Origin of the sequence: Gemmatimonas sp. UBA7669, from assembly GCF_002483225.1 — a bacterium.
Lineage (GTDB): Bacteria > Gemmatimonadota > Gemmatimonadetes > Gemmatimonadales > Gemmatimonadaceae > Gemmatimonas.
In genome coordinates this window covers 13,502-34,954 of the sequence record NZ_DLHL01000053.1, presented here as the reverse complement: position 1 = coordinate 34,954, position 21,453 = coordinate 13,502, and the positions used below count along the sequence as shown (strand labels likewise).

The 21,453-nt window shown below is 65.6% G+C and carries 17 protein-coding genes; 12 read left to right on the top strand and 5 right to left on the bottom strand.

Annotation, left to right across the window (positions count from 1 at the left end; all coding sequences use genetic code 11):
- Positions 1-110 precede the first annotated feature (110 nt).
- A complete protein-coding gene (locus B2747_RS15735; RefSeq protein ID WP_291163035.1) occupies positions 111-2,063 on the bottom strand; it encodes an LVIVD repeat-containing protein in 1,953 nt (650 codons plus the stop codon).
- A gap of 481 nt (positions 2,064-2,544) precedes the next feature.
- Here B2747_RS15735 and B2747_RS15730 point away from each other — a divergent pair, with 481 nt between their 5' ends.
- Positions 2,545-3,210 carry a hypothetical protein gene (locus tag B2747_RS15730; protein WP_291163032.1) on the top strand — a complete coding sequence of 222 codons (666 nt, stop codon included), beginning with the start codon at positions 2,545-2,547 and terminating at the stop codon, positions 3,208-3,210.
- Between the two features lie 38 nt (positions 3,211-3,248).
- Here the strand turns inward: B2747_RS15730 and B2747_RS15725 are convergent, their stop codons facing one another.
- Complete coding sequence (locus B2747_RS15725; protein ID WP_291163029.1) at positions 3,249-3,704, bottom strand: DMT family transporter; 456 nt, start codon at positions 3,702-3,704, stop codon at positions 3,249-3,251.
- A 64-nt stretch (positions 3,705-3,768) separates the two neighbouring features.
- Here B2747_RS15725 and B2747_RS15720 point away from each other — a divergent pair, with 64 nt between their 5' ends.
- The 8 genes from B2747_RS15720 (at position 3,769) to B2747_RS15685 (ending at position 15,202) form a co-directional block, all read left to right on the top strand.
- Positions 3,769-4,881 carry an MBL fold metallo-hydrolase gene (locus B2747_RS15720; RefSeq protein WP_291163026.1) on the top strand — a complete coding sequence of 371 codons (1,113 nt, stop codon included), beginning with the start codon at positions 3,769-3,771 and terminating at the stop codon, positions 4,879-4,881.
- A gap of 8 nt (positions 4,882-4,889) precedes the next feature.
- Complete coding sequence (locus tag B2747_RS15715; RefSeq protein WP_291163023.1) at positions 4,890-5,897, top strand: AAA family ATPase; 1,008 nt, start codon at positions 4,890-4,892, stop codon at positions 5,895-5,897.
- 14 nt (positions 5,898-5,911) lie between these two features.
- Positions 5,912-6,883 (top strand): DUF58 domain-containing protein, encoded by a 972-nt coding sequence (locus B2747_RS15710; protein WP_291163020.1) that lies wholly within the window; start codon positions 5,912-5,914, stop codon positions 6,881-6,883.
- 3 nt (positions 6,884-6,886) lie between these two features.
- A complete protein-coding gene (locus B2747_RS15705; RefSeq protein WP_291163017.1) occupies positions 6,887-8,008 on the top strand; it encodes a BatA domain-containing protein in 1,122 nt (373 codons plus the stop codon).
- 30 nt (positions 8,009-8,038) lie between these two features.
- Positions 8,039-10,186 carry a hypothetical protein gene (locus B2747_RS15700; RefSeq protein WP_291163015.1) on the top strand — a complete coding sequence of 716 codons (2,148 nt, stop codon included), beginning with the start codon at positions 8,039-8,041 and terminating at the stop codon, positions 10,184-10,186.
- Positions 10,187-10,188: 2 nt separating this feature from the next.
- On the top strand, positions 10,189-12,036 hold the full coding sequence (locus B2747_RS15695; RefSeq protein ID WP_291163013.1) for a hypothetical protein: 1,848 nt from the start codon (positions 10,189-10,191) through the stop codon (positions 12,034-12,036).
- A gap of 68 nt (positions 12,037-12,104) precedes the next feature.
- The gene (locus B2747_RS15690; protein ID WP_291163011.1) at positions 12,105-13,511 is read left to right on the top strand and encodes a metallopeptidase TldD-related protein; all 1,407 of its coding nucleotides are present in this window, start codon (positions 12,105-12,107) and stop codon (positions 13,509-13,511) included.
- A 26-nt stretch (positions 13,512-13,537) separates the two neighbouring features.
- Positions 13,538-15,202 (top strand): TldD/PmbA family protein, encoded by a 1,665-nt coding sequence (locus B2747_RS15685; RefSeq protein ID WP_291163009.1) that lies wholly within the window; start codon positions 13,538-13,540, stop codon positions 15,200-15,202.
- 192 nt (positions 15,203-15,394) lie between these two features.
- Here B2747_RS15685 and B2747_RS15680 read toward each other — a convergent pair whose 3' ends face one another.
- Together B2747_RS15680 and B2747_RS15675 are read right to left on the bottom strand one after the other, a co-directional pair.
- On the bottom strand, positions 15,395-16,144 hold the full coding sequence (locus B2747_RS15680) for a DUF4159 domain-containing protein (protein WP_414652202.1): 750 nt from the start codon (positions 16,142-16,144) through the stop codon (positions 15,395-15,397).
- 9 nt (positions 16,145-16,153) lie between these two features.
- Positions 16,154-16,414: a CsbD family protein gene (locus B2747_RS15675; protein ID WP_291163005.1), complete on the bottom strand. Its 261-nt coding sequence runs from the start codon at positions 16,412-16,414 to the stop codon at positions 16,154-16,156.
- Between the two features lie 189 nt (positions 16,415-16,603).
- Between B2747_RS15675 and B2747_RS15670 the strand changes: the two genes are divergently transcribed.
- Both B2747_RS15670 and B2747_RS15665 read left to right on the top strand, forming a co-directional pair.
- Complete coding sequence (locus B2747_RS15670) at positions 16,604-17,032, top strand: hypothetical protein (protein WP_291163003.1); 429 nt, start codon at positions 16,604-16,606, stop codon at positions 17,030-17,032.
- A gap of 15 nt (positions 17,033-17,047) precedes the next feature.
- The gene (locus tag B2747_RS15665; RefSeq protein WP_291163001.1) at positions 17,048-20,047 is read left to right on the top strand and encodes a PAS domain S-box protein; all 3,000 of its coding nucleotides are present in this window, start codon (positions 17,048-17,050) and stop codon (positions 20,045-20,047) included.
- Here the strand turns inward: B2747_RS15665 and B2747_RS15660 are convergent.
- Positions 20,025-20,699 carry a hypothetical protein gene (locus B2747_RS15660; RefSeq protein ID WP_291162999.1) on the bottom strand — a complete coding sequence of 225 codons (675 nt, stop codon included), beginning with the start codon at positions 20,697-20,699 and terminating at the stop codon, positions 20,025-20,027. The genes B2747_RS15665 and B2747_RS15660 overlap by 23 nt on opposite strands.
- A 21-nt stretch (positions 20,700-20,720) precedes the next feature.
- Between B2747_RS15660 and B2747_RS15655 the strand changes: the two genes are divergently transcribed.
- Complete coding sequence (locus B2747_RS15655) at positions 20,721-21,353, top strand: response regulator transcription factor (RefSeq protein WP_291162997.1); 633 nt, start codon at positions 20,721-20,723, stop codon at positions 21,351-21,353.
- Positions 21,354-21,453: the final 100 nt, after the last annotated feature.

The window sequence follows — 21,453 nt, the reverse complement described above, 5'->3', positions numbered from 1 at the left end:
CCATTCATCGCATGAACAGCACTCGCCCCCCGCTGCCGAAGCAACGGGGGGCGAGATGCACGCGAAATGCGACACACGCACGGCACGTACTACACCGGCGCGCGGCCTGATTACATCATCGCGCCCTGCAGATCCTGCAGCGCCTTCTTGAGCAGATCCACCTTCTTGCTGTCGCAGCCGCGCGCGCCTTCCGCCGCGCTCACCGCCGCCTGCAGCGCCGTGTTGCGCGCCGCGCCGTTGGCCTTCTCGGCCGCCGCAATCTGCGAACGCAGCGTGCCCACCGCAGCCGCCGCGCAACCCTTGCGCTCGAGCTGATCGGTGTAGGCCTTGGCCAGCGGGAAGCTGGGCGGCCACACGATCTTGGGCTGCCCCTGCGCGTTGAGCTGGTCCCACTTCACCGTGTTGGCGGCGTCGATTTCGTTCTGCGTCACGTACTGGCTGGGCACGAGTTCCGCCACGTCGAGACCGCGCGCGATCTCCGAACTCACGATCTTGCCGTTGTACCAGTACACCGACCAGGAACCACCCATCTGCATGCGCGTGCTGTCTACCGGACCACGGTCAAAGCTCGCGATCTCGAACGGCTTGGCCGGATCCGTCCAGTCGAACACCGAAATACCACCCTGGTACCACGACTGCACCATCACGTCGCGACCCGGAATCGGAATCAGCGAGCCGTTGTGCGCCACGCAGTTCTCGTTGGCCGTCTGGTACGTGGGGATCTTGTAGTAGCTCTTGAACACCAGCTTCTTGTTGACGATGTCGAAGATGGCGTTCGAGCCCCACTCCGGCTTGTCACCGGCGCGGCACTTCGGTGCGCCACCACCGCCCCACTCGTCGCTGAACAGCATCTGCGTGCCATCGTTGTTGAACGTGGCCGAGTGCCAGTAGGCGAAGTTGGAGTCGGCCACGGCATCGAGGCGCACCGGGTTCACCGGGTTGCTGATGTCGAGCAGAATGCCATGCCCTTCGCACGCGCCACCAGCCAGGCCCAGCGCCGGATACACCGTGATGTCGTGGCACTGCGAGCCCTCGCTGATGCGGCCGTCGCCCTTGGCACCGCCCACACCCTGCGCTGCCAGCATGGCCTTGACGCGCGCATCCACCACCGGGCGCGCCGCTGCCGTGTCCGCCGCGTTGGCCGCCGTACCGCCGCGCGCCTTGGTGATGCTGTCGATGACCGGCTTCACGAACTGGGCCGGCAACACGATCTCCTCACCCATCTCCTGCACGAACACCGTGAACGCGCCGGTGGCCTTCACCTTGGCCATCTCCGCCTTGTCGGCATCGGACGGACCGTGCGCCTTGGGCGCAGTGAGGCCGGCAAAAATGTTGGCGCGGCTCACCACCGCCGCCTTGCTCGGATCGGCGAGGGGCACCTTGATGATTTCGATGCGCAGACGCGACGAGCTGGGATCATCACTCGCGGCCGTGGAGCACTCTTCAAGCTCGCCCTTGGGGCGAATGGCCGACGAGCCGGACACGTAGATGTAGATGTTCGCGCGATCCTTCGGATCTTCGAGCACCGTGTGCGTGTGCGACCCGCGGCAGGTCTGCACGTTCGCCACCAGCTTCGGTTCCTTGATGTTGCTGATGTCGAAGATGCGCACACCACGCATGCGCTCCTTGCTCACCGCACCAGGTGCGCCACCCGGCTTGCAGTCCACGCGGCCGTTGAGCGCTTCAGCCGACATGAACATGAGGTTCTTGTACACCGACACGTCATTCTGCGACGCGGGACACTCGTAGGCCACCACCAGCTCCGGCTTGGCCGGATTGCTGATGTCCCACACCACCGGGCCGTTGTAGTTGCCCTGAATGACGTAGTTGCCCGTGAAGGCCAGATCGGAGTTGGTGATGCCAAGGAAGCCCTTGGGCGAAACGGCCTTGGCCAGCACCTTGAGGTTCGACGAGTACTCCGCCGCATCGAACAACCCGGCCTTCAGGTTGTTGCGGGGATCGGAAGCGGGCGACGCGGCCGGAGTCGGCTTGGCACCACCGGCGCAGGCCGAAAGGCCAATGGCAGCGGAGAGCACGACGGCAGCGCGGGACGTGAGGCGCATGTGCGTTGGGATGGGTAGGAGCAGAACAGTCCGCAATGCGGACAACAGCGATTCCCATAATGTACGGAACACGCGAGTTGCGTGTTTCCGACTGGTCCCGCCCCCAATGCTGTTGGTCACGAAATCCTGAGCTGCTCACGGCTGCGGCCCACTTCGCAGTGTGCCTCGCCACCCGGAGGGCACGACACATCACTTTTGTGATTCGCCTTATCCCACTCCAGCGCGGGTCATCGTCGTGGCTGGCCTGTGCTCCCGAATCCCGGATCCATTTCGCCCTCTGGCGTATTCATACCAGAGAATGTGCGTGACTGCGCATTTTCGGGGATTCCCTGAGACGTTTCCGAAGGAATACCCTACGCCGCGATTTCAGCGGCTGCGTCAACACTACAAGCAGCAGCGTCAGGCCGTCCGGCGCATGATGCGCTGCGTTCACCGTTCGGTTCACCGCTCGTCGGTTTCACCGCTTTCCGAGGTAACTCCCATGCGTCGATACGTGTACGTCCTTGCCGCGGCCCTGGTGGGCGCGACGGCGACCGCCAGCGCGCAGACTCAGCCGCCGACCCGTCTTCCTGCCACCAAGGTGGTGGGTGATTCCCTCAAGGCCCTGACGGTGCAGAACGACCGGCACACGGCCGTCACGGTGTACGTGGAAGCCGGCCGCAGCGAGCGCGCGCTCGGCACGGTGAGCGCCAACAGCGTGGGCACGCTCGAGTTGCCGTCGTGGGCCCTCACGGGTCAGTCCACACTCAAGCTGTTCGCCAAGGCCGAGGGTGAAGGCAACCTCGTGGCGCGTTACGCCATGCCGGTGAACGATGCGCGTTTCGGTCTGCTCGTGCCGCCCGCCAAGGGCCTGCCGCGCACCGACAGCGTCGTCATCACGCGTCCGTCCGCAGCCGGCGCGGCGGCCACCGTGACCATCGACAACGAGCGCGATCGTCCGGTGACGGTCTACGCTGAGCAGGGTCTGGTGTTCGTGCGTCTGGGCGAAGTGGCCGCCAACACCCAGTCCACGCTGGTGGTACCCACGTCCATCACGCGCAGCAAGGGTGAAGTGCGCGTGTTCGCCCGTCCGCAGGGTGCGCAGCAGCTGAGCACGAAGGCGCTCAAGCTCAAGGAAGGCGACAACATCGCGGTGATCGTGATGTAAGTCGTCGCGGTCTGGTACGACGCGGCAGACATGGCCTGTCAGCCGCGTCGTACCAGCACCGCTCCACCAATGACCAGAAGAATGCCCGCCACGCGGGTGATGCTGATGGATTGCACGGGGACACCAAATGCTCCGTAGTGATCGAGCAGAATGGCGGTCAGCAACTGACTGCCCACACTGATCGTGAGCATGTTGGCCACGCCGATTCGTGGCGCCGCGTACGCCGCCCCTGCCACGAACACCGCACCGCAAAGCCCGCCGATCCATGCCCACCAGGGCAGACCGCGCATCAACGTGGCGTCGGGCGTGGCGCGCTGACCGAAGGCCACCGCCATGAGCGCGAGCGTGCCGACGAGGAAGGACACCAGGGCCGCGTTGACCGGTGACCCGATGCCACGCGCCAGCGTGGCGTTGATGGGCCCCTGAATGGCGATGAGTGTCCCGGCACCGAAGATCAGCAGGATGGCCGTTGTAGCCGCAGAGAAGGAAGTCATGAGAACAATGTAGGTTGGGCTTTCAGGCTGGCTGTCCTCCGGCGCAGCATCGTAGCTTGCACCGATGCGCCTCCCCGTCGCCACTCCCTCCCTCGGACGTCGTGCGCGCCACGGCCTGCTGCTGCTCCTGTCGCCGCTGGGCGCCTGTCAGTTACTGCGCCCAACCCCGGTTGCTCCGTTTCGACCGGTGCGGCCGTCAGAGACGCAGCGTGTGGACCTGTGTACCACGGCGTGTCGCGATTCGGTGGACATCATCGCGCTTGGCGTCAGCGGTTTCCTCATCCTGCCGTGGCGTGACACGACGCGGCTGGTGCTCACTCCGCCCGCCTACTCCAATCCGGGAGCCGTCAGGGTGGCCGTGTGGGACCTGGTGCGCGGCGTGCGCAGCAACGCGCCGCGGGTATGGGACGCCGTGCGCGGGCTACCGGCGGCCGACAGCGCGCGCTGGGCGCGTGTGCGCGCCGTGCTGGTGGGGCATGGACACTACGATCATCTCATGGACCTGCCGACGCTGGCGCCGTGGTTGCCCAACGCCACCGTGTACGGGAGTGCCAGCGTGGTCAACCAGTTGCATCCGGTGCGGCATGTGCTGCGCGCGGACTCCGTAACGCAGTCCACGGCGTGGCCCTCGAGCATTCGGATTGGCCCGTACGTCACCGCGCACGCCATGCCCTGGGATCATGCACCCAATGTGTGGGACTTCGGCCTGCGCTACACCATCGCGCCGGGCCAGGAGCGCCGTCCACGCGCCAGCCTTCCGGGCCGTGCACGGGCGTGGCGCATGGGGACCGTGCTGGCCTGGACGGTAGATATCCACGATGCAGGCGGTGCGGTGGCGCTGCGCGTATTGCTGCACGACGCCGCCGCCACCGGCGACGTGGTGCGCGACGCCGTGCGAACCCTTGCCGCCCTTCCCCCGGCACGGCGAACGCTCGCGCTCGTGGTGCCGGCCAACTACGACAACGCCGCCGGCTACCCGGACGTATTATTGGCCACACTGCAACCCGACCACGTGCTGCTCGCGCACTGGGAGGATTTCTTTCGCCCTCCCTCCCACCCGCTTCGCATCGTGCGCGCCATCAGCGGTCCACGGTTTCTCGAACACCTCGAGCCGTACATGGGCACACGCTGGACGGCACTCGCACCGGGCGCGGTGCTGCGCCTGCGCATCGACTGATCACCGGCATGACTCACCCCCCTTCCTCAACGGTCGTGTCCGACGATCCGTTTGCCAGCGCCACGGCGCTCGCCCAACGCCTCGATGAACAAATCGGCCAGGTCATCATCGGTCAGCAGCAGGTGCGACGTGAGGTGCTGACCTGTCTGCTCGCCGGCGGACATTGTTTGCTGCGCGGTGTGCCGGGTCTCGCCAAGACCCTGCTCATCAAGACGCTGGCCGATGCCGTACACCTGACCTTCAGTCGCATTCAGTTCACACCCGACCTCATGCCCTCGGACATCGTGGGCACCGAGGTCATCGAAGAAGATCCAGCGACGGGCACGCGCAAGGTGCGGTTCATTCCGGGTCCGGTGTTTGCCAACGTCATTCTCGCCGACGAGATCAATCGCACGCCGCCGCGCACGCAATCCGCATTGCTCGAGGCCATGCAGGAGTATCAGGTCACCGTGGGCGGTGTGCGTCATGCGCTCGAACGTCCGCTCTTTGTGCTGGCGACCGAGAATCCCATCGAACAGGAAGGCACACATCCACTGCCGGAAGCGCAGCTCGATCGCTTCATGTTCAACGTGGTCATTGACTATCCGGACCTCGAAGAGGAGCGACGCATCCTCAGCAGCACCACGAACACCGCGGATGCCACCGTGGCTCCGGTGGCCACAGGCGCCGAGCTCGAAGCAGCACGTCAACTGGTGCGTGCCATGCCTGCGGCCAGCAATGTGGTGGACTACGCGCTGCGCCTCGTGCGCGCCACGCGCCCCGACGATGCCACCTGTCCATCCGAGCTCCGCGCCTGGCTGCGCTGGGGCGCGGGCCCCCGTGCCGGGCAGGCCCTGCTGCTTGGCGCCAAAGCCACGGCCCTGCTCGATGGACGCTCGGTCCCTGCGTTGGACGACGTGACCCAAGTGGCCCTGCCCGTGCTGCGACATCGCCTGCTCGTCAACTTTCGCGCCGAAGCCGAGGGCGTGTCGGCCGACCGGGTCATCGGCATGCTGCTCGCCGGCGTTCGCCCCTGACACGACGTCCCCAGATGGAGCGACGCCACTCGCACGATGCCGCACGGTCGACCCTCATCACCGCCGTCGACGATCTCGAGCTCGCGGCCCGTGTGGTGGTGGAGGGATTGCGTGTGGGCGACCACCGCAGCCCGTTTCAGGGAGCGGGGGCGGAGTTTCATCAGCACCGACCGTATCGCATCGGCGACGACCTCAAGCACCTCGACTGGAAGCTCTTTGCGCGCAGCGACCGCCTCTATACGCGCCGCTATCGCGAGTCCACGAACGTGGGCGTCATGCTCGTCCTGGACACGAGTGCGTCCATGGACTTTCCGCAGGGCGCACCGGACTCCAAGCTGCGCTACGCGGTTCTGCTGGCCGCCGCCCTCGCCCATCTCGCCATCGAGCAGGGTAATGCCGTGGGGCTCATGAGTCTCGCAGCGAACGACACCGCATCGCCGTCACCAACGGATCATGGAACGCATGGCCGCGTGCGCTACCTCCCAGCGCGCTCCGGCCGCGTGCATCGTCGCGCGGTGCTGTCGCAATTGGACGCACTGGAGGCAGGTGGCATCTGGGATCCGCCACTGGCTATCGGACGCGCTGCCGAACTGTTGCAGCGTCGCGGGCTCATGATCGTGCTGTCCGACTTCTACGATCAACCGGAGTCCACGCAGCGCGAACTGCGCCATGTGGCACGCCACGGACACGACGTGGCGCTGCTGCAACTGGTTGCGGCCGGTGAACGCGAGCTGCCGTTTGCGGCGCAGGTTGAGGTGGAAGACGCCGAAACGGGACAGCGCCGACTCATCGACCCGCAGGCGCAAGGAAGTGGCTATCGTGCGGCACACGCGACCTTCATTGAAACGTGGCGGCGCTTCGCACAGCAGGAAGGCCTGGACTACGCCCGCTTCGACACGGATGTCCCGCCTGAGAAGAGCCTGCGCGACTACCTGTTGCGCCGTATGAACGGCGAGCGCCCCACCCTCGCCGCTCCGGTGGGCTGACGGGTGAACGCGTGGCTTGTGCCATGGGCCGCCGCCGGTTTCCTGGCGCTCGTCGTGCCGCTGGTCGTACACCGACTGAGCCGTCGCCCGCCCGACGTCGTGCGCTTTCCCTCGCTACGTCTACTGGATGCAGCGCCGCTCCGTCCCACGCAGCGTGCCCGCCTCGACGACCGCTGGCTGTTGCTGCTGCGATGCGCCATGCTGGCCACGGTCGTGGCAGGGCTCATGCAGCCGGTGTGGAGCACAGGATCGTCGATGAGCAGCGCGGCGGAACGTGCACCCTCGGTTGTTGTCCTCGTGGATACCTCGTCGAGGACCAGCGCAACGGATGCCGGCGATTCCTCGGACACTCCATCGCTGCGACGACTGGTGAGCGCGGATCACTTGCGCGACGAACTGCGCTTCGCCGTGGCCTGGCTGCGCACGCGGCCCATGCCGCGGGTCATCGAGCTGCGTTCCGATGTACCGGCATGGGCACTCGATTCGGCCGATCTGGCGGCGTTGCCATCCGACGTGACACTTCGTCTCGTGCTGCATCCGCCCGGAATGTCGGTGCGCCGCACATCGAGTGCTGCGGGCGCTGCAGACACGCTGCCCTGGTCCACCGCGGATGCACGCGAGGCATGGTGGAATGTGCTGGCGGCGCGGCAGCATCTGTGGCAGCGCATGCGGCATGCCTGGCCCCCAAGCCGGCTGGCACACGCTGCGCCCATTGCCAGTAGCGTCGAGGCGTTGCCGCTGCTGTTCAACATGCGGGGTGAGGCCGTGGTGGCTGCGCAGTACACGGCGCCAACGCTGCAGCTGGTTACCGCCCGCACGAGCGAAGGCGCACCCGCGCAGGCACGCGCTGACACGGCGGCTGCCACACCCCTTCGGCGTGAAGTGCGCGAGGCCCTCTCGCCACGCTCGCGTGTGGCGTACCCGCAGCACGACCTGCCCCTTCGCGACGTGTATCATGCGCCTGAGGCCCTGACCCGCTGGGCCGCAGTCGCGTCGGGCCCTGCACTGGGGTCTGGCACAACGCGCGATGTGCACCAACAGGACACACTGGCCCGCTGGTTCTGGGGCGCGGCGCTCATGCTCCTGGCCCTGGAACAGTGGCTGCGCAGCCGGACGCGGACGTGAGTCTCACGATGAGTGGTCCATGAGGCGGACATGATCACCGGTCATGCCGAGTTGCCGGCCGTGCGCGTGTTGCTGGCCCAGCTCACGCGCAGGCAGCGGATGCGTGGCGCCCTCCTTGGCGTGGCGCTGGGCTTGGTGGCGCATGTCGGCTTCTTGCTGCTCACCCGTGCGTTGGCATGGTCTGGCGCTGATGCGTCAGCCGCATTCGCGTCCTCATGGGAGCGTGTGCTGCTGACGGCACTGCTTGCTGTGGTTCTAGGTGCCATGGCTGCGGTTTCCCGTGTGCTGTGGATACAACGCAGCCCGCATGGACGGGATCGTGTGTTACGCGATATCGAAACGCTGCTGCCGGAGTCGCGCAACCTGCTCCGCACGGCGTGGGAACTCACCTCGCATGATTCGTCCGCAATGGCCGCGCAATCCGCGTCCGCGTCTGCGTCCGCGTCTGGTGCCATCGTAGCGCACGCAATAGCGCAGCGCGCTGAATCCATGGCCGCATCACTCACAGCGCAGCAGGCACTGCGGACCCGACTCTCTTTGCGACCGGCCGCCACCTCGGCCGCGGGTGCCGCGGGCCTCTGGATGCTGTGCATGCTCCTCGTATCGGACACACCAGCGGCTCTGGCCACACAGCAAGCCGCGCGCCGTATCGTGCAGCGCGTCACACGCCCCGGACAACTGGTCATTGGGCAGGTACGGGTGACGCCGCCACGCTATGTCTCCGCAAAGACCGATACACTGGAGGCGCCAGAGCAGGTGCAGGCCATGGTGGGCAGTCTGCTCGAAGTGGTCGTTGCCTCTGAGAACGACACACTGCTGTTCCAGACTGACAGTGGTACGGTGCGTGTGCCGCGCTCTCCGCAGGGCGACATGGTGTGGCGCGGTCGTGTGGAACGGGACGGATTTCTGGCGGTGTCGGTTCCGCAGCGCCATGACAGCCTGAGCGTGGATACGCTGCGCAGTGCTGGCCGTCAAAGTCGGGTGGCCCTGCTCACCATCGTCGCACGCCCCGATGCGCCACCCACTGTGCGCATCCGCCAACCGGGTCGTGACCTGATCGTGGATAGTACGCGCCAGCAGCTGCAGATCGATGTGGAGGCCAGTGACGATCTCGGCCTGCGTGCACTGACCCTGCCCTACACCAAGGTGGCGGGTGCGGGGGAGCGATTCACCTTCACCGAGGGCGAGCTAGCCCTCACCATCAACCGGCTCTCTGGCACGAGCTGGCGCGCCTCGGCCACACTGGCCCTGACTGCGCTGCTGCAGGACCCGGGCGACCTGGTGGTGTATCGCGCGCGGGTTCGTGACGCGCAGCCTGGGGCGTCGGCTACCGAATCAGACGCGTTCATCGTCGAGCGCTTGCCCAATGGGGGCGTGGCCGCCGCGGGGTTTGCTCTCGACCCGGACGAAGACCGCTATGCGGTCAGCCAGCAGATGGTCATCCTCAAGACCGAACGCCTCATGGCCGCACGGGCCGGTCTTGCCGCTGATCGTGTGGCGGCCGAGGCGCGCGCACTTGCGGGCGAGCAGCGGCGAGTCCGGGCAGAGTTTGTGTTCATGACCGGTGGAGAGTTCGAGCAGGCGCTCGTCGCCACCGAAGACGGCATGGACGATCTCGACGAAACGCATGAGGCGGAAAGCGAAGGCGATCTCTCGGCCGGGCGCATGGCCAATCGCGGACGCGCCGCCTTGCTCACGGCCATTCGTGCCATGAGCCGTGCCGCGCTGGCCCTGGGCGAGTCGGACTTGCCCACGGCGCTGCGTCTCGAACGCGTGGCGCTCACCAATCTGCAGGAGGCTTTCGCGCGGCAGCGCTTCCTCATGCGGGCCTTGTCACAGCGCGAACAACTGGATCTTGGACGCCGACTGACCGGTCCGCTGGACAGTGTGTCGCGGCGCCCGCGTGAGCCGCTGCGCGCCAGCGCGGTTCCGCTGCAGCAGGCACTCCGGGACGTGCTCACCCACTTGGCTGAAGACAGGCAGTCACCAGACCGGCTTGCGGTGCGGGTGCTGCAGTTGGCGCCAGGCAGCAATCGGTCGCGCGAGCTCAGCACATGGCTACAGCGAGCCGCGACGCTCAGCGCCGTGAGTGATCGGCGCGCCGCTCGCGACAGCGCGAGTCTCAGGTTGTCGGCATGGTTGAACAGCCTCTCCGCGCCTGGCAGCGGACGCGAGTGAGCATGACACGACGCGTCGAGTGGCTGCTTCGGGCGATTGCCGTGGGCATCATGCTGGCCGGACTTGTCGACCCGGTTTTCATGGTGGAGCGCACCACACCGCCCATCATCTCGCTGCGCCATACTGGTGACATCGCGATGCCAACACCGTTGGACGATGTGCGTCGCAGGCTTGAGCCATTGGGAACGGTGGTCACCGGCCCCGTGCCGGACGCGCAAGCCACGGTCGTGCTTGGAGCTGATGTTCCGCAGGATCTGCTGGCTGGCCCTGTCATGCCAGTGACCGGACCGGTGGTGGTGGTGCCGCTCGCCACACCGGGCGGCCTTGCCGTGGAGACCACGCAGATACCCGCCGCCGTGCACCTGCACGAACGCAGCGCCGTGGCACTGCGCGTACATCGGCAACGTGATGGTCGGGCAGGATCAATGCAGCTGGAGCTGCGAAGCGGCGGCGTGTTGCGCGCAGTGCGCAGCGACAGCGTGATGCCTGGACAGCGCCGAGCGCTCTCCCTGCCCTTCACACCCACCGACACAGGCGCGCTGCATCTTGCGCTGCGTGTCGTGGATGGTCGGGACACGCTCTACCGGCATCTCGCACTGCGTGTGACGAACAGGCCGTGGCGTGTGTTGTTCCTCGACGCCAGACCATCCTGGCTCAGCACCTTTGTACGCCGCACCCTTGAACGTGATGCACGTTTTGCGGTGAACTCCCGCGTCGTCACCTCTACCAACGTGAGTGTAGCCACTCCGCAGGTGGTGCGCGACCTGGACGCCCTGCGCAACCTGGCCCTCAGCGACCCGTCGGCCCTGCCCGAGCTGGTGGTGCTGGGCGCTCCCGAGCGACTGTCGCTACAGGACGTGAGCACGCTGCGTGTGCTGGCGGAGCGGTGGGGGCGAGCGGTACTGGTGCTGCCGGATCATGTGCCGGAAACGCGCACCGCAGCCGAGCGCGCGGCGCAGCTGGCACTCGACAGCGTGCTGGGTAGCGGCGGCTGGCGTGTGCTGCCTTCGGTGGAGTCGCCACGTTTGCTGCAACGCCACGCTCTCGCCGGTCTCGATTCGCTCCTGCTTCGCAGCGAGACGATAGCCATCCCACGCGCCTTGCGCGATGACGCCGTGCCGCTTGTGCAATGGCAGGACACCGTGGTGGCCTGGTACGCTCCAATGGGCGCAGGTGTCGTAGCCACCAGTGGCGCGCTGGACAGTTGGCGCTTTCGCGATGCAGAACGTTCCACGTTTGATCAGAGCTGGCGCGAGATGGCTGCGCGCCTCGCGGCAAGTGCACAGCCGGCGTTGCGACTCAGCGAAGGAGCAAGTGCCGCGCATGGCACGGCAGGCGCCCTGAGCACGTGGCATATCATGCGTCTGCGAGACGACAGCAGCGCCGCGCCAGAGGTCCGCGCCATCCACGAAGGTGGTGACTCGCTGCGGCTTGCCGTGTTTCCCACCACTGTCACTGGGCAGTGGCGCACGCAGGGCCGACTGCCGCGGCCCGGACGCTGGACCGTGGTGGCCGCCTTGCAAGGTGACACGGCCTACCTGACCACCCTTGTTGTCGCGAGCCAGGTATCGGCAGCGAGCGCCGGCGGCATGGCAGGCTGGAAGTACGGACGCGATCTTCCTCCCGTCGAGCTGCTGGATGCGTGGACGCGCGCGACGGGTGGTCGCCTGCTCAGCGCAGACGCTCTCGACGAGCTACCTGCCACCGTCAGGAGTCTGCTGGCGAAGCAAAGCAAACCTCCCGGTCAACGTGCCCCCTGGCACCCGATGCGTTCCGGGTGGTGGATTCTGCCCCTGACCCTCGCGCTCGGCGGGGAATGGTGGCTACGTAGGCGAAGAGGCGCCCGCTGAGTCGGCCTTGGTCGGCGGCAGTCGGCATCTCTGTCCAGCAATTCCCCTCCTCCCCGCGTTTTTCCCACATGTACACACGCGAACAGGTCAAAGCCATCACCGACAAGGTGATCGACATGGCAAAGACCGACACGGCCGAAGTGCAGTTTTCCGGCGGTGAACGGTCCGGCACCCGGTGGGCGAATTCGTCCATCACCACCAACCTCGTGCAGTTCGATCTCAACGTGAATGTCACGGTGCGCATCGGACAAAAGGTCGGTACCGCCAGCACGCGGGACATCTCGGATGCCGGGCTGCGGGCCATGGTAAACGAAGCGGTGGAAGATGCCAAGGCCGCCAACGATTCCAACAACCTGCCCGAACTGCTCGGCCCGCAGAACTACATCCCGGTCGATTCCGCGCTGCCCAACATGGTGGCCGTTGGTCCCGCCGAGCGTGGGCGCATGGTGAAGGAAAGCATCGACATCGCCGCAGCGCGCGGTGTGGTGGGCGCCGGCTACATGCCCAAGAACGACATGGCCAACTGCACGGCCAACTCGAAGGGGCTCTTTGCCTACTACCGCTCGGCTGATCTGGGCTTCGTGCTCACCTGTCGCATGGCCGACGGAAGCGGCTCAGGCTTCGCGGCCATCAGCGGCGTGAAGGACTTCAGCATGATCGACGTGAAGTCGCTCACGGAAACGGCGGCGGGCAAGGCGCTGCGCAGTCGCAATGCCAAGGCGCTCGAGCCGGGTCGCTATACGGTCATTCTCGAGCCGCGTGCCAACGCGCGCTTTCTGTCACTGGCTACGGGCCTGTTCAATCGTGGCGGCGGATTTGGTGGCGGTCCCGGCGGACCGGGCGGACCACCGGGTGGTGGCGCTCCAGGCGGCGGCGGCGGCGGTGGTGGTGGTGGTGGGCAGTTTGGTGGTCCGGGTGGCCCCGACACCTTCATGCGTGGCAAGAAGGTTGGTGACCGCATCTTCAGCGAACTCTTCACGCTCAAGAGCGACGTGGGCAACAGCATCCTGCGTCAGTCCACCATTGGCCCGGACAATCGTCCCGCGCGTCCGGTCACCTGGGTGGAGAACGGTGTGTTGCGCACCCTGGGGCCCAACGCCGGCGCCACACCCAATCAGAGTCTCGTGCAGGGCGGCAGCGAGCTGTCGGTGGAGGACATGATCCGTCAGACGCGGCGTGGTCTGCTGGTGACGTCGTTCTGGTACATCCGCGGTGTGCCATCGCAGGAGCAGCCGCTGCTCAACACCGGTATGACACGCGACGGACTCTTCCTCATCGAGAATGGGGAGATCGTGGGCCCCGTGCAGAACTTCCGCTGGAACATGTCTCCCATCGTCGGCTACAACAACCTCACGCTGGTCGGCAAGCCGGTGCCCATGCTGCTCGGGGAATCCTTCGACAGCGGCAACGCGGCGCTCGTACCGCCGGTGCGCATCGAGGAGTTCTACATGACGTCCGTCTCTCCCGCGGTCTGACCTCGCCCTTCGACAGGAATTCCTCCATGAGCTCCTCCCGTCGTTCGTTCCTCAAGCAGTTCGGCGCAGGCGCCGCACTCACGCTCTACTCGCGCGACCTCTTCGGTCAGGTGCTGGCGGATTCGCCGCGCGGACGCCCGCTGGAAACGCGATTCAAGGGCATGGCTGACATCGTGCTCGCAGAGGGCAAGCGGGCCGGCTGCAGTTACACCGACGTACGCTTCACCATGAGCACCGCGCTTCCCGGCGCAAGCGTCATTCTGCGCGCCGACGGCTCGTCGGGCGGTGGGTTTGCCGGCGGCTTTGGTGGCCGCGGTGGTGGTGGCGGACGCGGTGGTGGGCGTCGCACGCTGCAGAACGTGCCCACCGATGCCGAGCGCGAGCCCGGTGGGTTCGGCGTGCGTGTCATTCACAGTGGTGTGTGGGGCTTTGCTTCGAGTCCCATTCTCACCGAAGACGAACTGCGTCGCGTGACGCGGGTCGCGGTGGAAGTGGCCAAGGCCAGCGCGATTGCCAAGAAGGCCGACATGAAACTCGCGCCCGTGCAGCCGTTTCAGGAGCACTACATCACGCCCATGCTCAAGCACCCGACGTCGGTTTCGCAGACCGACAAGCAGGCCTGGGCGCAAGCCATCGCCGAGAAGGCGCGGGCGGTGAAGGGTGTGCAGTCGGTGAACGTGGGCTGCAACCACAACTATGAGTGGCGCTACTACGCCAGCAGCGAAGGCTCGTACATCGAGCAGGAGCTCTTCACCACTTCGCCCACATTCTCCGTGACGGCGCGTGTTGGTGACGTGACGCGCACCCGTAACTATCCTGGCGTGGCCGGCACCGGCGGCTGGGAGTTTGCCGAGAACGCCAACTTCCTCGCCAACGCGGAGAAGGTGGCTACCGACGCAGTGGAGATGTGTACGGCCAAGCCCCTCGGCTCGAGCGGCATGAAGGACATCATCATGTCGCCGTCACACGCGATGCTCACCATTCACGAGATTGTGGCGCATGCCACCGAGCTCGATCGCATTGTGGGCTATGAGGCCAACTATGCCGGCACGAGTTTCGTCAAACTCTCCGACGTGGGCAAGCTCAAGTATGGCTCCAAGCTGTTCAACGTGACCTGCGACAAGACCAGCACCGGTCTGGGTACCGTGGGCTTCGACGACGATGGCGTGAAGACGCAGAAGTGGCCGCTCATTCGTGATGGCGTGCTGGTGGGTCTGCAGACTAATCGCGAAACGGCGCACTTCATTGGCGAGAAGGAGAGCCGCGGCTGCACTTTCGGCAGCACCTGGCGCGATTATCCGTTCCTCCGCATGCCCAACGTGCACGTGGAGCCGGGTCCGGCCAACTCGCCCTCACTCGATCAGCTCATTGGCGATGTGAAGGACGGCGTGATGATCGACGGCCGTGGCAGCTACTCCATCGACCAGCAGCGCTACAACGGACAGTTTGGCGGCCACATCTTCTGGGAGATCAAGAACGGCAAGATCACCCGCCAGGTCACCGATGTCACCTACAACGCCATCACGACGGACTTCTGGGCCAATCTCGACGGCATCACCGGCCCGAACGAGTGGGAGATGCATGGGACGGGCGGCGACGCGAAGGGGCAGCCGACGCAAACCAACAGCATCTCGCACGGTTCGCCGTGGATGCTCATTCGCAACATCAATGTGGGGGCGGCGTTCGACTAGAACAGCGGTCGTGGCCTGAGCTATCCACAGCCGTGGGCTGTGGGCAATGGGTGGTGAGTGTGAGTGGTATCGGGGCGAGATCGCGCTATCCCAAGGTTCGGGATCGAGTGATCTGGCGAGTGACGCCACTCACACCCAAAGCACACAGCCCACGGCCCACAGCAGTGGAAGGCGAACGCGCCGTTTCGACGCTCAGGTCATCGCATACACCACCACATTCACCCCAAACCTCGTATTATCCCGCCGCCGGAACCGCTTGTTCTTCCAGTCATAATCCCACTCGCAGCCGTAGTCCTTGTTGGAGTACAGCACACCCAGTCGCCCGTCGTGCTCCACGCCGCGCAGGTAGTCATGCACGACATTGTCACCCCAGCCGTTCAGCTCGTGAGACGTGCGCGGAGGACCGTCGGGGAACTCGAAGAAGCTCGAATAGAGTCGGTGTGTGCGCGGCAGCTTCGGCATGCGCCCCGGCCCGAACGCCCGGTCCATCTCGGCCTCGAATGACTTTGCGTACAAGCCGTTCACATCGTGATTGCAGTCGTCACTGAACAGCAGCCCACCGTTCTCCACGTAACGCACCAGGCCGCGACGCTCAGCTTCGCTGAATCGCACCAGCTTGTGCCCCGTCATGAAGAGAAACGGGAAGGCCAGCAGCTCCGCCGAATCGGCCGTGATCACCACTTCCTGCTGATTGACCGGAATGTCCGTGTATTGCACGACCGCATCGAGCAGGTTCGCACAGACCTTGGGGTTGTAGTCCCAATCACCCGAGCTGTAGCGCAATCGGGCGAAGGTGAATGCATGCCGCGTGACGAGCGCTGGCGCCACACGGGGAAGCAACACGCCGGCCGCCACGCCACACAGTGACGCCAGAAACCTCCGGCGATCGCTCGCCGGAGGTTCGGGCACTCTGGTATCTGCATGGATGAACGTATTCGCCATCCCTGGAATTTACAGCGGTCGAGCCGGTGGTGCTGCCGGCGGCAGGTCACGGGAAGCACGGTCGCCGCGGCTTTCAAGTGAGTGACGAAGGCGGCTCAACTCCTCCTCCACCTTCTCCTTGGCCTCGCCGTAGCGCTGCTGGATGAGGCCGGACACCTGCTCCCACTTCCCCTCGAGCTGGTCCAGTTCGTCCTCGCGAAGCTGCCCCCACTTCTCGCGCAGCTTGCCCTTCATCTCGGTCCAGGTTCCCTTCGCGGTATCGGTGTTCATGGCGTGGCTCCTGTTGCAGTGAGTTCGCAGTGTCGGCAGACCCGCCGAACCACTGCATTGCAGTTTCGCCGCCAAAGCCGCGCGGCGCAGTTGGCCAGCCGACCCCTCTTTTTCACCCTCTTATGGGCAGGCGTCATCTATCACTTTTGGACGATGCCGCGGACTGTGCCGTGAACGGAGATTGCACGGGTGACCACCGCTCACCGCTTCTCCCGCACGTTTCACGTCGCATGTCCTGCGTCAGTCGCCTACGCGTACTTCCGCGCGCACGACGTGTTCGCCGGTACACTGGGATCTGGTGTGACGGCCCGCACCATGGGTGGCCTGACCCGATGGAGCATCACCACGGCGGCGGGTACAAGCACCTGGGACACACGCATCACGGCCGATGTGCCCGGTCGCCTGCTGGCGTGGACGACCACAGCCGACGGCATGCGTGACAGTTGGGATTTCTGGTTCGCCGAACGCGCCAGCGAACCCGGTACCGATGTGCGCATCGTACTGGAGCGCGAAGCCCCGTCGGACGTAGTTTTGCCCGGACCAGCAGCAGCCGAGGATGGCCTCGGTGACTGGTTGGACCAGTGCATTGTGTGCTGGCAGCAGGCGCACTCCCCCTGAACACGAATCGCCCTCATGGCCCGCAAGCCCCGCAGTGCGGCGTATGGTTTCGTCAATCCGTTTGATCGCCTGACCACACGCTCCCTCACCTGGGGCGCCATCATCGCGGCCATCGTGCTGGCCATCAATGTGCCGCTCACGGTGCGGAACACGCGCAGCATGGAGCAGACGGCCGAGCTGCTGGCGCACAGCCATGAGGTGGTCAACACGCTCGCCGGTCTCATGCTGCACCTCGAGTCGGCGGAGTCCGACGTGCGAGGCTTCGTTGCCACCGCCGACTCGGCCGATGCGATTCAGCCGGCCGACATTCGCGGCGGACTGGTGCAGCAACTCAATCGCCTGGACAGTCTGGTGGCCGACAACGCCAGTCAGCGTGAGCGTCTTGCCATGCTGCGCCGTGTGGCCACTGCGCGTGTGGCGGCGCTGGACACGCTGCAGCGTGTGGCACGCACCCGAGGTCCGGCGGCGGCGCGCGCCATTCTGCAGCGCGAACGACGCCTGCAGCGCCCCGATTCCGTTCGACTGGTGATCGATGGCATGACCGGCGCAGAACAGGTCCTGCTGACCGGTCGCGCTCAGGCCGCAGAGGAAACCTACGAGCAAGCCGCCCGCAGTGGCGTATTTGCCGGCACCGCCGCGCTGGTCGCCTTTCTCGGATTTGTCATCGTGCTGCGACGTGAGCTTGCGGCGCGACACGAAGCCGCGACGCTGCTGGCCGCCGAGCGTGAACGACTGGACACCACCCTGCGCAGCATCGGTGACGCTGTCATCACCACGGACACCAAGGGTCTCGTCACCACCATGAATGTGGTGGCCGAACAGTTGACGGGGCGAAGCGCCATGTCGGCGGTGGGTCAGCCGCTCGACGCCGTTTATCGCATTCCCATCGATCCGTCGGCCAGTCTTGGCGAGCACCCGGTACACACGGTGCTTTCAGGGCGACGGGCGCGATCGGCGCTGCATCAGGTGACACTGCGGTCGCATGATGGCACCGAGCGGCCAATTGACCAGACGGCCGCCGCCATTGTTACTCCCTCCGGTGAGCGGCTGGGTGGTGTGCTGGTCTTCCGCGATGTGTCCGAACAGCAGGCCGCGCAGCAGCGCATTCGCGCCAGTCAACAACGACTGCAGCTCGCCTTGCGCTCTGCGCGCATGGTGTCGTTTGACGTCCCGCTTGATGGCGGCGCAGTCACGCTGTCTGACAATGGCAGCGAGGTGCTCGGCATGCCACCGGGTCGCCAACTGCAGTCACTGGCGGACGCACTTACGCTCGTGCATCCCGACGATCTGGCCGACGTACAGGCGGCCATTGCCGCAGCGACCACGGACACCCGCAACGAAGGCTTCCGCGTGAGCTGCCGCATCCGGCGCGAAGTCAGCCAGGACATTGGCTGGGTGGAGGTTCGCGGAGAAATCCAGACGGCGCGCGACGGCCGTCCCATACTTGCCGGTCTCCTTCTGGACATTACCGATCGACGGGCCGCCGAGCAGTCACTGCGCGAGAGTGAAGCGCGGTTCCGCAGCATGGCGGACAGTGCGCCGGTCATGATCTGGGTTGTGGGTGGAGACGGCTTGGTTCGTTATCTCAACCAGCGCTGGTTCGACTTCAGCGGTATGCAGCCCACCGATCCCACACCGTCGCTTGCGGACTGGGTGCACCCCGACGACCAGAGCGAGTACCGACGGGTGACGGAACAGGCCCGCGCGGCCCGCCGCCCCTATCGCCACGAGTTCCGCCTGCGCCGCCACGATGGCAGCTACCGCTGGGTCATCAACACCGCCACCCCTCGGGTACACGATGACGGGGAATGGCTCGGCTACATCGGGTCCATTCTCGATATTGAGGATCGCAAGCGCCTGGAAGATGAGCTGCGGTCCCTGGCCCGCGATCTGTCAGACGCCGATCGCAGAAAGGACGAGTTCCTCGCCACCCTGGCGCACGAGCTGCGCAATCCATTGGCGCCCATTCGCAACGGCATCGAAATCCTGCGCCTGGCCGCGCCTTCCCCCGACATCATTGAGCGCACGCGTGGCATGATGGAGCGGCAGGTCGTGCAGTTGGTGCGGTTGGTGGATGACCTGCTCGACGTCTCCCGCATCAGCAGCGGAAAGCTCGAGCTGCGTCCAGCCGTGGTACCGCTGTCCGACATCATCTCCACCGCCCGGGAGTCCACGGCGCCGCATCTGCAGTCCCGCGGTCAGCGCCTGCACGTGACGATGCCCCAGGCCACCGTCGTCGTGCACGGCGACGCGGCGCGCCTGTCCCAGGTACTCGCCAATCTGCTCGACAACGCGTCCAAGTACAGCCCGCACAACACGGACATCCGCATCGACGTCTCGGCAAGTGCCAATCACGTACAACTGCGCGTGCGCGATCAGGGTCAGGGCATTCCGCCGCAGCAGCTGCATCAGATCTTCGACCTTTTCACGCAGGTCGACCGAACACTCGAGCGCACAACTGGCGGCCTTGGCATTGGGCTCACGCTCGTCAAACGGCTGGTTGAAATGCACGGTGGCAGCATTGTGGCTGAAAGCGCTGGTGATGGCACCGGGAGCACCTTCACGGTCACCTTGCCCGTACTGCAGCAGCCTGACAGCGCTGGCGAGGGTCCACAGACGTTGTCACTGTCTGCGGCTCAGGGTCTGCGTATTGTAGTCTGCGATGACAATGCGGACGCGGCCACGACGCTGAGCACCGTACTGCAGGCAGACGGACACGACGTCGCGACGGTTCACCGCGGCGAGGACGCCGTGCAACTGGCGCTCGTGCAGCAGCCCGATGTCATCATCCTCGATCTTGGTATGCCGGGCCTCAACGGCTTTGACACGGCTGAGCAAATCAGGGTGCAAACGGCTGGTCCGGCACCCTGCCTCATTGCACTCACTGGATGGGGCGCCGACGACTATCGCGACCGCACGCGCCGTGCCGGCTTTGACCACCATCTGGTGAAGCCCGCAGATCTCTCCGCCTTGCGGCAGATCCTCGCCACGGTCAAGGTGCGAACTGCAGAGTAAGACGTGACTGCGAGCCGTGCTCGTCGGCGATGTCCTCCCACCAGCGTAGCGACCAGCTCATCGTTCCAGCGAGGCGCTCGCCATGCCGCTGCCAGCGACTTTCGCGGCCCTGCCCAACGCGACGTATACGTGATCGTGTGTCCAACTGGCATGATAGCTGCCCATCGGAAGTCAGCGTCACCCGCAGGTTCACCGGTCCCGCACTTCGCACATCGTGCAGCGCGGCCAGAAGCACGTGCATGCCAACCGCTGCCGCATGCGCAGACAAGATCAGCTCCTGCGTTTTCGGGTCGGGAGCGGCATCAACCGCAAGCCGACTTCCACGCGGCAATACACGGCGCCCAAGCGTGGGCCATGGCTCCAGCCACGTCGGGAATGCCACCCCCGGAGCAAGCGCGGGCGCCAAGGACGCCGCCGCGTCACGCTCGAGATCAGGCAGCAGCTGGGCCATCTCCAGCAGCTGCATGACAGACCGAACCTGCGCTGCCAGCGAGACCAGTGCCGACTGCTGGTTCTCCACGTGCGCTACCGCCACAGCCGGTGGCAAGGCCGCCCGCATCGCCAGCGCGGCCGCCACACTCCCCAGATCGTGAACGGCCACCCCTACGATCTCGCGCTGCAATTGCGCAGTTTCCAGCTGGTTCTTCGGCATCCCCCTCCCCGGAGTTGCATCGTGACGTCTGCCTTGCCCATCCGCCTGCTGCTCGTCGACGATCACGCCATTCTGCGCGAGGGGCTGGCCGCCTTGTTGACCAGCATGAATGGCCTGGAAGTGGTCGGACAGGCTGGAGACGGCGCTACCGCTCTGGACATGTACCGTGAGTTGCAGCCGGACGTGGTGATCTGTGACCTGCGCATGGTCCCCATGGATGGGACGGAGTTTACCGCTGCCGTTCGCGCAGAGTACCCCTCCGCACGGGTCATCCTGCTCACCACATACGATACCGACGAAGAGGTGTTCCGTGGCCTGCGCGCAGGAGCCGCAAGCTACGTATTGAAAGATGTCGCTCCGGCTCAGCTCGTGGAAACCGTGCAGGCCGTGCACGCCGGGCACAAGGCCATCGACCCCGCCATCGCAGCCAAGCTGGCCGAGCATGTGGCCAGCGACGGGCTTACGGCCCGCCAGCTGGAAGTGCTGCAGTGCCTGGCTGAAGGACGCTCCAATCTCGAGATCGCGAGCACGCTGTATATCAGCGAAGGCACCGTCAAGGCACACATCAAGGCCATCTTTCAGAAGCTCGGTGCACGCGATCGCACGCAGGCGGTGACCATTGGCATCAAGCGAGGTTTCATACGCGGATTGTAGCGTGTGACCAGCGTTACCAATTCGCCTCCCTCCTATGGGGGAGGGAAAGATGGGCCGAGGGGTCAATGGTTTCGACGTCACGTTCCGTGAAACTTGTATC

Coding starts and splice junctions, on each gene's coding strand:
- B2747_RS15735 (WP_291163035.1), bottom strand. CDS start 2,063: ATGCGCCTCACGTCCCGCGCTGCCGTCGTGCTCTCCGCTGCCATTGGC.
- B2747_RS15730 (WP_291163032.1), top strand. CDS start 2,545: ATGCGTCGATACGTGTACGTCCTTGCCGCGGCCCTGGTGGGCGCGACG.
- B2747_RS15725 (WP_291163029.1), bottom strand. CDS start 3,704: ATGACTTCCTTCTCTGCGGCTACAACGGCCATCCTGCTGATCTTCGGT.
- B2747_RS15720 (WP_291163026.1), top strand. CDS start 3,769: ATGCGCCTCCCCGTCGCCACTCCCTCCCTCGGACGTCGTGCGCGCCAC.
- B2747_RS15715 (WP_291163023.1), top strand. CDS start 4,890: ATGACTCACCCCCCTTCCTCAACGGTCGTGTCCGACGATCCGTTTGCC.
- B2747_RS15710 (WP_291163020.1), top strand. CDS start 5,912: ATGGAGCGACGCCACTCGCACGATGCCGCACGGTCGACCCTCATCACC.
- B2747_RS15700 (WP_291163015.1), top strand. CDS start 8,039: ATGATCACCGGTCATGCCGAGTTGCCGGCCGTGCGCGTGTTGCTGGCC.
- B2747_RS15695 (WP_291163013.1), top strand. CDS start 10,189: ATGACACGACGCGTCGAGTGGCTGCTTCGGGCGATTGCCGTGGGCATC.
- B2747_RS15690 (WP_291163011.1), top strand. CDS start 12,105: ATGTACACACGCGAACAGGTCAAAGCCATCACCGACAAGGTGATCGAC.
- B2747_RS15685 (WP_291163009.1), top strand. CDS start 13,538: ATGAGCTCCTCCCGTCGTTCGTTCCTCAAGCAGTTCGGCGCAGGCGCC.
- B2747_RS15680 (WP_414652202.1), bottom strand. CDS start 16,144: ATGGCGAATACGTTCATCCATGCAGATACCAGAGTGCCCGAACCTCCG.
- B2747_RS15675 (WP_291163005.1), bottom strand. CDS start 16,414: ATGAACACCGATACCGCGAAGGGAACCTGGACCGAGATGAAGGGCAAG.
- B2747_RS15665 (WP_291163001.1), top strand. CDS start 17,048: ATGGCCCGCAAGCCCCGCAGTGCGGCGTATGGTTTCGTCAATCCGTTT.
- B2747_RS15660 (WP_291162999.1), bottom strand. CDS start 20,699: ATGCCGAAGAACCAGCTGGAAACTGCGCAATTGCAGCGCGAGATCGTA.